The organism is Pseudocitrobacter sp. 2023LY-00077, from assembly GCF_055796175.1.
On record NZ_JBSPEI010000014.1, the window covers coordinates 152,795 to 164,485 of the forward strand.

Annotated in this window: 10 protein-coding genes and 1 riboswitch; of the genes, 8 read left to right on the top strand and 2 right to left on the bottom strand. The window is 54.6% G+C overall.

The window, feature by feature from the left end; genetic code table 11:
• Positions 1 to 19: 19 nt before the first annotated feature.
• From argC to oxyR, 4 genes are all read left to right on the top strand, one after another.
• A complete protein-coding gene (gene argC, locus ACWWFX_RS18245; RefSeq protein WP_473224429.1) occupies positions 20 to 1,024 on the top strand; it encodes an N-acetyl-gamma-glutamyl-phosphate reductase in 1,005 nt (334 codons plus the stop codon).
• Between the two features lie 12 nt (positions 1,025 to 1,036).
• Entirely contained in the window at positions 1,037 to 1,810 is a 774-nt protein-coding gene (argB, locus tag ACWWFX_RS18250; protein ID WP_015966480.1) for an acetylglutamate kinase, read from the top strand.
• 101 nt (positions 1,811 to 1,911) lie between these two features.
• Positions 1,912 to 3,285, top strand: a complete 1,374-nt coding sequence (gene argH / locus ACWWFX_RS18255) for an argininosuccinate lyase (protein ID WP_456146717.1) — start codon at positions 1,912 to 1,914, stop codon at positions 3,283 to 3,285.
• 350 nt (positions 3,286 to 3,635) lie between these two features.
• The gene (gene oxyR / locus ACWWFX_RS18260) at positions 3,636 to 4,556 is read left to right on the top strand and encodes a DNA-binding transcriptional regulator OxyR (RefSeq protein WP_015966478.1); all 921 of its coding nucleotides are present in this window, start codon (positions 3,636 to 3,638) and stop codon (positions 4,554 to 4,556) included.
• On the opposite strand, the gene sthA is transcribed toward oxyR, so the two are convergent.
• Positions 4,539 to 5,939 carry a Si-specific NAD(P)(+) transhydrogenase gene (gene sthA / locus ACWWFX_RS18265; RefSeq protein ID WP_149464197.1) on the bottom strand — a complete coding sequence of 467 codons (1,401 nt, stop codon included), beginning with the start codon at positions 5,937 to 5,939 and terminating at the stop codon, positions 4,539 to 4,541. The genes oxyR and sthA overlap by 18 nt on opposite strands.
• Positions 5,940 to 6,136: 197 nt before the next feature.
• Here sthA and fabR point away from each other — a divergent pair, with 197 nt between their 5' ends.
• Together fabR and ACWWFX_RS18275 are read left to right on the top strand one after the other, a co-directional pair.
• A complete protein-coding gene (gene fabR / locus ACWWFX_RS18270) occupies positions 6,137 to 6,772 on the top strand; it encodes an HTH-type transcriptional repressor FabR (RefSeq protein WP_015966476.1) in 636 nt (211 codons plus the stop codon).
• A gap of 15 nt (positions 6,773 to 6,787) precedes the next feature.
• Complete coding sequence (locus tag ACWWFX_RS18275) at positions 6,788 to 7,147, top strand: YijD family membrane protein (protein WP_015966475.1); 360 nt, start codon at positions 6,788 to 6,790, stop codon at positions 7,145 to 7,147.
• A gap of 55 nt (positions 7,148 to 7,202) precedes the next feature.
• On the opposite strand, the gene trmA is transcribed toward ACWWFX_RS18275, so the two are convergent.
• The gene (trmA, locus tag ACWWFX_RS18280) at positions 7,203 to 8,303 is read right to left on the bottom strand and encodes a tRNA (uridine(54)-C5)-methyltransferase TrmA (protein ID WP_276223482.1); all 1,101 of its coding nucleotides are present in this window, start codon (positions 8,301 to 8,303) and stop codon (positions 7,203 to 7,205) included.
• A 114-nt stretch (positions 8,304 to 8,417) separates the two neighbouring features.
• Positions 8,418 to 8,599, top strand: a riboswitch (cobalamin riboswitch).
• A 66-nt stretch (positions 8,600 to 8,665) separates the two neighbouring features.
• Between trmA and btuB the strand changes: the two genes are divergently transcribed.
• Together btuB and murI are read left to right on the top strand one after the other, a co-directional pair.
• Complete coding sequence (btuB, locus tag ACWWFX_RS18285; RefSeq protein WP_473224430.1) at positions 8,666 to 10,537, top strand: TonB-dependent vitamin B12 receptor BtuB; 1,872 nt, start codon at positions 8,666 to 8,668, stop codon at positions 10,535 to 10,537.
• The gene (gene murI, locus ACWWFX_RS18290) at positions 10,482 to 11,333 is read left to right on the top strand and encodes a glutamate racemase (protein WP_015966472.1); all 852 of its coding nucleotides are present in this window, start codon (positions 10,482 to 10,484) and stop codon (positions 11,331 to 11,333) included. Before btuB ends, murI begins: the two co-directional genes overlap by 56 nt.
• Positions 11,334 to 11,691: the final 358 nt, after the last annotated feature.

Below are 11,691 nucleotides of genomic sequence, written 5' to 3' on the forward strand. Positions count from 1 at the left end.
AAGAAGGTGAACAGCCCCGATGTTGAATACGCTGATTGTAGGTGCCAGTGGCTATGCTGGCGCAGAGCTTGTGACCTATGTAAATCGCCATCCGCATATGAACATAACCGCTTTGACGGTCTCAGCGCAAAGCAATGATGCAGGAAAGTTAATCTCTGACCTGCATCCGCAGCTGAAGGGCATTGTGGATTTGCCGTTGCAGCCGATGTCGGATATCAGTGGATTCAGCGCCGGTGTGGATGTGGTTTTCCTCGCCACCGCGCACGAAGTCAGCCACGATCTGGCCCCGCAGTTTCTGGCCGCCGGTTGCGTGGTGTTTGACCTCTCCGGGGCGTTTCGCGTCAACAATGCGCCTTTCTACGAAAAATATTACGGCTTCACCCATCAGCATCCTGAATTACTTGAGCAGGCGGTATATGGCCTCGCCGAGTGGTGCGGCGACGCGCTGAAAGAGACCAACCTGATCGCCGTGCCGGGTTGCTACCCGACGGCGGCACAGCTCTCGCTTAAACCGCTGATTGATGCCGATCTGCTGGATCTCACCCAGTGGCCGGTGATCGACGCCACCAGTGGCGTGAGCGGAGCAGGGCGCAAGGCTGCGCTTTCCAACAGCTTCTGCGAAGTGAGCCTGCAACCGTATGGCGTGTTTAACCATCGCCATCACCCGGAAATTTCAACCCACCTGGGGGCGCAGGTGATTTTTACCCCGCACCTGGGTAACTTTAAACGCGGCATCCTTGAAACCATCACCTGCCGCCTGAAACCGGGCGTGAATGCAGACCAGGTGGCGGCGACCTTCCAGCAGGCATATGCCCACAAACCGCTGGTGCGTCTCTATGACAAAGGCATTCCGGCGCTGAAAAACGTGGTCGGTTTACCGTTCTGTGATATCGGTTTTGCCGTGCAGGACCAGCACCTGATTGTGGTGGCCGCGGAAGATAACCTGTTAAAAGGCGCCGCGGCGCAAGCCATTCAGTGCGCCAATATCCGTTTCGGCTTCGCCGAAACGCAGTCTCTTCTTTAAGGTGTGATGACGATGAATCCATTAATTATCAAATTAGGCGGCGTGTTGCTGGATAGCGAAGAGGCGCTGGAGCGTCTGTTTACCGCACTGGTGAATTATCGTGAGTCACATCAGCGCCCGTTAGTGATTGTGCACGGCGGCGGCTGCGTGGTGGATGAACTGATGAAACAGCTCAATCTGCCGGTGAAAAAGAAGAACGGCCTGCGCGTGACGCCTGCCGATCAGATTGACATTATCACCGGTGCACTGGCGGGGACGGCCAACAAAACGCTGCTGGCGTGGGCGAAGAAACATGATATCGCCTCTGTTGGCCTGTTCCTGGGCGACGGCGATAGCGTCAAGGTGACGAAACTCGATGAAGAACTGGGCCATGTCGGCCTAGCGATGCCGGGTTCGCCAAAACTTATTAACCTGCTGCTGGACGGTGGCTTCCTGCCGGTTGTCAGTTCAATTGGCGTGACGGCCGAAGGCGAACTGATGAACGTCAATGCGGATCAGGCGGCGACGGCGCTGGCGGCGACGCTGGGCGCGGATCTTATTCTGCTTTCTGATGTGAGCGGCATTCTCGACGGGAAAGGCCAGCGTATCGCCGAGATGACGGCGGAAAAAGCAGAGCAACTGATCGAGCAGGGCATTATTACCGATGGCATGATTGTGAAAGTGAATGCGGCGCTGGATGCCGCACGCACGCTGGGTCGCCCGGTGGATATCGCATCATGGCGTCATGCGGAGCAACTCCCGGCGCTGTTTAATGGCACGCCGATTGGCACGCGGATTCTGGCTTAATATTTCCCCTCACCCTAACCCTCTCCCACAGGGAGAGGGGACCGATCGGTGCGTGAGGGTAGCTTTCAGGCAACATTAAACGAATTTTAAGGAAACGAGTTATGGCACTTTGGGGCGGGCGTTTTACTCAGGCAGCGGATCAACGGTTCAAACAGTTCAACGACTCTTTGCGCTTCGACTATCGCCTGGCGGAACAGGATATCACTGGCTCTGTCGCCTGGTCTAAAGCGCTGGTCACGGTCGGCGTGCTGACGGCTGAAGAGCAGTTGCAGCTGGAAGAGGCGCTGAACGTGCTGCTGGAAGAGGTTCGTGCAAACCCGCAGCAAATTTTGCAAAGCGATGCCGAAGACATTCATAGCTGGGTGGAAGGCAAGCTTATCGACAAAGTCGGCCAGTTGGGCAAAAAACTGCATACCGGGCGCAGCCGTAACGACCAGGTGGCGACCGACCTGAAACTGTGGTGCAAAGATACCGTTGCGGAACTGCTATCCGCTAACCGCCAGTTGCAGAGCGCGCTGGTGGAAACCGCGCAGCAGAATCAGGATGCAGTAATGCCGGGTTACACCCACCTGCAACGTGCGCAGCCGGTGACTTTTGCTCACTGGTGTCTGGCTTATGTTGAGATGCTGGCGCGCGATGAAAGCCGCCTGCAGGATGCGGTAAAACGCCTCGACGTTAGCCCGCTGGGTAGCGGTGCGCTGGCCGGTACGGCATACGAAATTGACCGTGAACAACTGGCTGGCTGGCTGGGTTTTGCCTCTGCGACCCGCAACAGCCTGGACAGCGTTTCTGACCGCGACCACGTGCTGGAACTGCTGTCCAATGCCTCTATCGGCATGGTGCACTTGTCGCGCTTTGCTGAAGATTTGATCTTCTTTAACTCCGGGGAAGCGAATTTCGTCGAACTGTCTGACCGCGTGACCTCAGGTTCTTCCCTGATGCCGCAGAAGAAAAACCCGGATGCGCTGGAGCTGATTCGCGGTAAATGTGGCCGCGTGCAGGGCGCGCTGACCGGCATGATGATGACGCTGAAAGGTCTGCCGCTGGCGTATAACAAAGATATGCAGGAAGACAAAGAGGGCCTGTTCGACGCACTCGACACCTGGCTGGATTGTCTGCATATGGCGGCGCTGGTGCTGGACGGTATTCAGGTGAAACGTCCGCGTTGCCAGGAAGCGGCGCAGCAGGGTTACGCCAACGCGACAGAACTGGCGGATTATCTGGTCGCCAAAGGCGTGCCGTTCCGCGAAGCGCACCATATCGTGGGCGAAGCAGTGGTTGAAGCCATTAAACAGGGCAAACCGCTGGAAGCGCTGGCGCTGGCCGATCTGCAAAAATTCAGCAGCGTGATTGGCGATGACGTGTATCCGATTCTGTCGCTGCAATCGTGCCTGGATAAACGTGCGGCGAAAGGCGGCGTATCACCGAAGCAGGTGGCGCAGGCGATTAGCGATGCGAAACAGCGTTTGATTTAACGATTTTCCCCCTCACCCTAACCCTCTCCCTCAGGGAGAGGGGACCGAACGAGCACAGACATAAGTTCACAATTATTCTGCGGACTCGCCCCTCTCCCTCCGGGAGAGGGGTTGGGGTGAGGGGTATTCGTACAAAAAAAATGCGGACCTGAGGGTCCGCAAAAGTTCACGTTGGCTTTAGTTATTTCGAGTTTGAGAGAAACTCTGCGAAACATCACGGTGACTTCAAGGGTTAAGGAGGTACCGCTCCGTTTCTGTGTTGCATTATTGAACAGAAAGCTTGATAGGGATAATCGTTCATTGCTATTCTATCTATCGCCGCGAACTATCGTGGCAATGGAGGATGAATAATGAATATTCGTGATCTTGAATACCTGGTCGCGTTAGCCGAACACCGGCATTTCCGTCGGGCGGCAGACTCGTGCCACGTCAGTCAGCCAACGCTGAGTGGGCAAATCCGCAAGCTGGAAGATGAGCTGGGCGTGATGTTGCTGGAACGCACCAGCCGTAAAGTGCTTTTCACCCAGGCAGGCTTGCTGCTGGTGGATCAGGCGCGCACGGTGCTGCGTGAGGTCAAAGTGCTCAAGGAAATGGCAAGCCAGCAGGGAGAGACCATGTCTGGTCCGCTGCATATCGGTTTGATTCCGACGGTCGGCCCGTACCTGCTGCCGCACATTATCCCAATGCTTCACCAGACTTTCCCAAAACTCGAAATGTACCTGCATGAAGCGCAAACGCATCAACTGCTGGCACAGCTCGACAGCGGTAAGCTGGATTGCGCCATTCTGGCGCTGGTGAAAGAGAGCGAGGCGTTTATCGAAGTGCCTCTGTTTGATGAGCCAATGATGCTGGCGATCTATGAAGATCATCCGTGGGCCGAGCGCGATCGCGTGCCGATGTCCGATCTGGCGGGTGAGAAGCTGCTGATGCTGGAAGATGGTCACTGTCTGCGTGACCAGGCGCTGGGCTTCTGTTTTGAAGCGGGCGCTGATGAAGATACGCATTTCCGGGCAACCAGCCTCGAAACGCTGCGTAATATGGTGGCGGCAGGCAGCGGCATTACGCTGTTACCGGCGCTGGCTGTGCCGAAGGAGCGTCGTCGCGATGGCGTTGTCTACCTGCCGTGCATTAAACCAGAACCTCGCCGCACCGTGGGCCTTGTTTATCGTCCGGGATCACCCCTGCGCAGTCGCTATGAGCAACTGGCAGAGGCTATCCGTGGAGCGATGGAAGGTCACTTCGACGAGAAAGCGTTACCAAAGGCGGTTTAAGCCATTAAGCGCCGCTACCCGATAGGCTTCGGCCATGGTCGGGTAGTTAAAGGTGGTGTTAACAAAGTACTCGATGGTGTTACCGCCGCCTTTTTGCTCCATGATCGCCTGGCCGATGTGAATAATCTCCGCCGCGCGTTCGCCAAAGCAGTGAATACCCAGAATCTCTTTCGTCTCCCGGTGGAACAGAATTTTCAGCGTTCCCACGTTCATGCCGACAATCTGCGCGCGCGCCAGGTGTTTAAACTGCGCCCGACCCACTTCATACGGCACTTTCATCGCCGTCAGTTGCTGTTCGGTTTTACCCACAGAACTGATTTCCGGAATGGTGTAAATCCCGGTTGGAATGTCTTCCACCAGGTGCGCCGTCGCTTCGCCTTTTACCATCGCGTGCGCGGCAATGCGGCCCTGATCGTAAGCGGCTGAGGCCAGGCTTGGATAGCCAATGACGTCGCCCACTGCGTAAATGTGCGGCAGCGCGGTCTGGTACATGCTGTTCACTTTTAACTGACCACGGCTGTCACATTGCAGGCCGATGTTTTCCAGCGCCAGTGAATCGGTATTCCCGGTGCGCCCGTTGGCGAACAGCAGACAGTCGGCTTTCAGTTTCTTGCCGGATTTCAGGTGCATGATGACGCCGTCGTCCAGGCCTTCAATTTTCTCGTACTCTTCGTTGTGGCGAATCACCACACCGCTGTTCCAGAAATGATAAGAAAGCGAGTCCGACATCTCCTGGTCAAGGAACGCCAGCAGACGGTCGCGGGTGTTGATCAGATCTACTTTGACGTCCATTCCACGGAAAATGGAGGCGTACTCACAGCCAATCACCCCTGCGCCGTAGATAATGACGTGGCGTGGTTCGTGATGCAGGCTGAGGATCGAGTCGCTGTCGTAAATGCGTGGGTGGCTGAAATCAACATCGGCAGGGCGGTAGGGGCGCGAGCCGCAGGCGATGACGAATTTTTCCGCCGTCAGGGTTTCGACCGAGCCGTCCGGACACTCCAGCGCCAGCGTGTGTTCGTCAACGAAATGCGCGTTGCCCTGCAAAATTTCGCAGTGATTACGCTCATAAAAGCCCTGACGCATGCGAGTCTGCTGATTAATCACGCTGTCAGCATGGTTCAGAATGTCGGCGAAAGAGGAACGGAGAAGTCGGGTGTGGTCGCTGTAAAGGGGGTTCTGGTTGAATTCAATAATACGACTAACGGCATGACGAAGTGCTTTTGAGGGGATGGTGCCCCAGTGGGTACATCCGCCGCCGACATTATGATAACGCTCAATAACGGCGACACGCGCTCCCTGTTTCACCAGACCCATAGCAGCGCCTTCGCCGCCGGGGCCGGAACCAATTACTATTGCATCATAATCGTAGGAATTTGGCATGGTAAGGCTTACCTGTTCTTATACATAAAAGCAACAGAATCATAACATCTTCACCGGGATAACCCAATTATCATTGTGCTTTTTTCATGCAAAAGAGCATAAATCGCCCGTAAACAATCATTCACAAAGCAGTGTAAGTCGATTAGTTTTAATCTCTGGTATAGTGCCAACAAGGCATTTGGAAGGATTCAATCATCGTGATGGGCGTTAGAGCGCAACAAAAAGAAAAAACCAGGCGTTCGCTGGTGGAAGCAGCATTTAGTCAACTGAGTGCTGAGCGAAGCTTTGCCAGCCTGAGTCTGCGTGAAGTGGCTCGCGAAGCGGGCATTGCGCCAACCTCCTTTTACCGACATTTCCGTGATGTCGATGAACTAGGGCTGACGATGGTGGACGAAAGCGGCCTGATGCTGCGTCAGTTGATGCGCCAGGCGCGTCAGCGTATCGCTAAAGGCGGCAGCGTGATCCGCACCTCCGTATCGACATTTATGGAGTTCATTGGCAATAACCCGAACGCTTTTCGCCTGCTTTTGCGCGAACGTTCCGGCACGTCTGCGGCGTTTCGTGCTGCGGTCGCGCGCGAAATTCAGCACTTCATTGCGGAACTTGCCGACTATCTGGAAATCGAAAACCATATGCCGCGCGCGTTTACCGAAGCGCAGGCGGAAGCGATGGTGACGATTGTCTTTAGCGCAGGCGCGGAAGCGTTAGATGTCACGCCGGAACAGCGACGCCAGCTGGAAGAGCGGCTGGTGCTGCAATTGCGCATGATCTCGAAAGGTGCGTATTACTGGTATCGTCGCGAACAGGAAAAAACGACACATCATTCCGAATAAGGTGGAAGACGAGCAATGAAACAGTCAGGACAAGATAAAGGAACGCTGTTGCTGGCGCTGATCGCTGGCTTATCAATTAACGGAACTTTTGCGGCGCTGTTTAGCTCCATTGTGCCGTTCTCTGTATTCCCGATTATTGCGCTGGTGCTGACGGTGTACTGTCTGCATCAGCGGTATCAGAATCGCACGATGCCGGTGGGGTTACCTGGACTGGCGGCGGCCTGCTTTATTTTGGGCGTGCTGCTGTATAGCACCGTGGTGCGCGCGGAATATCCGGATATCGGCTCTAACTTCCTGCCAGCGGTGCTGTCGGTGATTCTGGTGTTCTGGATTGGCGTGAAAATGCGTAATCGGAAGCACGAGATTTCTGAATAGCGCAATGCTGTATGCCGGATAAGGCGATGACGCCGCATCCGGCAATGCAAAGAGTCTATTTCTTCGTCAGCAGTACGCCGCACTCCATATGGTGCGTATACGGGAACTGATCAAACAGCGCCAGGCGCTCCACATTATGCGTCTGGCCTAATGTTTCCAGATTCTGACACAGCGTTTCCGGGTTGCAGGAGATATACAGAATACGCGGATACGCCTGCACCATTTTCTCGGTTTCGCTATCCAGCCCGCTGCGCGGCGGATCGACAAAAATCGTTTCACACTGATAGCTTTTTAAATCAATTCCCTGCAAGCGGTTGAATTCCCGTACGCCGTTCATCGCCTGGGTAAACTCTTCCGCCGACATGCGAATAATCTGCACATTATCAATGTGGTTCGCCGCAATGTTGTATTGCGCGGCGGCGACGGACGGCTTGGCGATTTCGGTTGCCAGCACGCGGTCAAAGTTGCGCGCCAGCGCCAGCGAGAAGTTGCCGTTCCCGCAGTAGAGTTCCAGCAAATCACCGGTTGAGTTTTCCGTGGCGTTGAGCGCCCACTCCAGCATCTGCACGTTCATTGCCGCGTTCGGCTGGGTGAAGCTGTTTTCCACCTGGCGGTAGATCATTTCTTTCCCGGCTACTGGCAGACGCTCGTCGATATAGTCCTGATCCAGCGCGATTTTCGTTTTCGTCGCGCGGCCGATGATATGCACATTCAGGTTCTGCGCACGTAATGCATCGCGCAGCGCCTCCGCTTCCACACGCCATGCGTCGTCGAGCTTCTTATGGTACAGCAGAGAGACGATCGCCTGATTGCTTTGAGTAGACAGATAATCAATCTGGAACAGTTTGTGGCGCAGCGCGTGGTTATTACGCACGCCGTCCAGCATGGCGGTCATCAGCGTATTGATGAGCTCGCTGGCTGCCGGGAAGGAATCGACGCGGATGCGGCTTTTGGTCTGCTGATCGAAAATGATGTGGTACAGGTCGTCCCCATCATGCCAGATGCGAAATTCCGCACGCATGCGGTAATGACTGACTGGCGAGCGAAACACCTCCGGAACCGGCGCGTTGAACGGGGCCATCATCGTTTGCAGACGGACCACTTTCTCGGCCAGCTGCGCTTCGTATTGCTCGGTAGGAAGGTGTTCGGGGGTCATGATGCATCCTGAATAATAAAAGTACGCGGGGATTGTAGGGCCTGCTCAGGGGATGTCCAGCGATTGATGTTTTCCTAAATCGTGATGGCAGTCTGGACATCTATATGTAACTAAATGTAGCATCCGGGTTCCGGTCCTGTGAGTTAAAAGGGAATCCAGTGAAAATCTGGGGCTGACGCGCAGCGGTAAGGAGTGGTGGGATGAACGCATTTTGCAGACACTGCCTGAAAAGGTGGGAAGTCTTCATCCGGTAAACGCCCCCGAGCCCGAAGACCTGCCGGGTGACGTCGCACTGGGTTTTCATCATCGCGGGCTATCGATGAAACCGGCGGCATCCTTTTTCTATTGTGGATGCTTTAACAATGATTAAAAAAACTTCGCTGATGACGGCGTTATCCGTATCGGCTTTTTCCGTTTGGGCGCAGGACAGCACTTCAGACACTCTCGTCGTAACCGCCAGCCGTTTCCAGCAACCGGTTAATACCGTCCTCGCACCGATGGATGTCGTCACCCGAGATGACATCGACCGCTGGCAGGCCAAAAATCTTAATGACGTCATGCGTCGCCTGCCGGGTGTGGATATCGCGCAATATGGTGGGATGGGGCAGAGTTCTTCGCTCTTTATCCGCGGTACTGAGACCAAGCAGGTTTTGGTGCTGGTCGATGGCATTCCGATGACCCGCCCCGGTATCTCAAATAACCCGGACCTGAACCAGATCCCGCTTTCGTTAGTTCAGCGCGTGGAGTATATCCGTGGGCCGCGCTCGGCGATTTATGGTTCCGGCGCGATGGGCGGGGTGATCAACATCATTACCCACTCTGATGAGGAACAATCGAAAATTTCCGCCAGCATGGGCTCTAAAGGCTATCAACAATACGATGGCACGTTGCGTCAGCGTTTTGGCGACACGGTAGCGACGGTGGCGGGTTCTTATGAAACCACCAAAGGGTTTGATGTGCAGCCGGGCTCGACCTGGAGCCACGACAACGACCGCGATGGCTTCCGCAATAAGACCTTCTGGGGTAGCCTGGAGCATAAATTCAACGATAGCTTCGATGGCTTCTTCCGGGGCCACAGCTATACCAATAATGTCGATTACGACCTGGGAAGCCCGCCGTACTCGCCTGCGTACAGCGCTGATGAAGAGCAGCTTTATAACCAGACCTGGGATACCGGCCTGCGATTCCATTCCGGGATCTACTCTTCTGAGCTTATCGCCAGCTATCAGAAGGTGAAGGACTATAACTACAGCAGTATTTATGGTCGTTATAAAGACGGCACGACGCTTGACCGCATGACCCAGCGCAATCTCCAGTGGGGGAACAACCTGATTGTCGGGCATGGTTCGGTAAGCGCCGGGGTAGACTGGCAGCAGCAGCGTTTGACCTCGTCGGATACGGCGATATCCGATACCTATAAGCGCGACAATACCGGGCTCTATCTTACCGGGCAGCAGCAGTTTGGCGATGTTGTGACGCTGGAAGCCTCTGGTCGTGAAGACCACGATAATCAGTTTGGCTGGCACGGGACATGGCAAACGGCGGCAGGCTGGCAGTTCGTTGAGAACTATAAAGTGACGTTATCGTATGGTACCGGCTTCCTGGCACCATCGTTAGGTCAGCAGTTTGGTTCTACACGCTTTGGTATCAGTTCGAATCCGGATCTGAAACCGGAAGAGTCAAAACAGTGGGAAGCAGGGCTGGAAGGTCTGACGGGGCCACTAGACTGGCGTTTGTCAGCGTATCACTACAAGATCTCTAACCTGATTACCTACTATTCCGACCCGGTTACCTATGACGGCGAGTACGCCAACATCAACTCGGCAACCATTAAAGGCGTGGAGTGGACCGGCAGTTTTGATACGGGGATCTTTAATCACCGCGTGACGCTGCAATATATGGACCCGCGTAACGACGAGAATGATGAAGTGCTGGCACGCCGCTCTAAGCGTCAGGCGAAATATCAACTCGACTGGACAATGTTTGATGTGGACATGGATGTGTCGTGGCAGTACTACGGTCGTCGCTACGATAACAACACGTCACAATACAACCCGAAACAGCAGGTTTTACCGAGCTACAGCACGGTTGATATTTCCGCGTCATATCCAGTCACCTCACAGCTCACAGTTCGTGGTAAAATAGCCAACCTGTTCGATAAAGATTACGAGACAGTTTATGGCTACCAAACTGCAGGACGGGAATACACCTTGTCTGGCAGCTACACCTTCTGAACCACGGCCTACCGTACTGGTGTTTGACTCCGGTGTCGGTGGGCTGTCGGTCTATGATGAGGTCCGTCAACTTCTGCCGGACCTTCATTACATCTACACCTTCGATAACGTTGCCTTCCCTTATGGGGAGAAAAGCGAAGAGTTTATTGTTGAGCGCGTGGTTGAGATTGTGACCGCCGTCCAGCAACGTTACCCGCTCTCCCTGGCGATTATCGCCTGTAACACCGCAAGCACCGTTTCTTTACCCGCCCTGCGCGAGAAGTTTGGCTTCCCGGTGGTCGGTGTGGTGCCAGCCATTAAGCCGGCGGCGCGTTTATCGGCGAACCGTATTGTCGGCTTACTGGCAACGCGTGGCACGGTGAAGCGTCCTTATACGCATGAGCTCATCGCCCGTTTTGCCAATGAATGCAAAATCGAAATGCTGGGATCGGCAGAACTGGTGGAGCTGGCGGAAGCGAAATTGCATGGCGATCCCGTTTCGCTGGATGAGCTGCGTCGAATTCTGCGCCCGTGGCTGCGGATGCAGGAGCCGCCGGATACGGTTGTGCTTGGCTGCACACATTTCCCGCTGCTGCGCGATGAACTGCTGCAGGTGCTTCCGGAAGGCACGCGGATGATCGATTCCGGCGCGGCGATTGCGCGTCGAACGGCCTGGCTGCTGGAACATGAAGCGCCAGATGCGAAATCGACGGAAGAGAATAAAGCATTTTGCATGGCGTTGACGGCGGAGACTGTACGACTTTTACCCGTTTTACAGCGCTACGGCTTCGAAACGCTTGAAAAACTGCCAGTTTAAGGCGGTTTTGCTCAAAAAAGAGACGGTTGAAAAGTTTTTTTTAAACAGGGGTTGTCAACGTCTCAGAACTCCCTATAATGCGCCTCCACTGACACGGAACAACGGCACGCAAGCCGCCGGGTCAGCGAGGTTCTTAAGAGAACTTCAGCAGAGAAAAGTGAAATAAAACTTGACTCTGTAGCGGGATGGCTTAATATGCACACCCCGCGCCGCTGAGAAAAAGCGAAGCGACACTGCTCTTTAACAATTTATCAGACAATCTGTGTGGGCACTCAATGATACGGATTCTTAACGTCGCAAGACGATAAATGAATACCAAGTCTCTGAGTGAACACGTAATTCATTACGAAGTTTAATT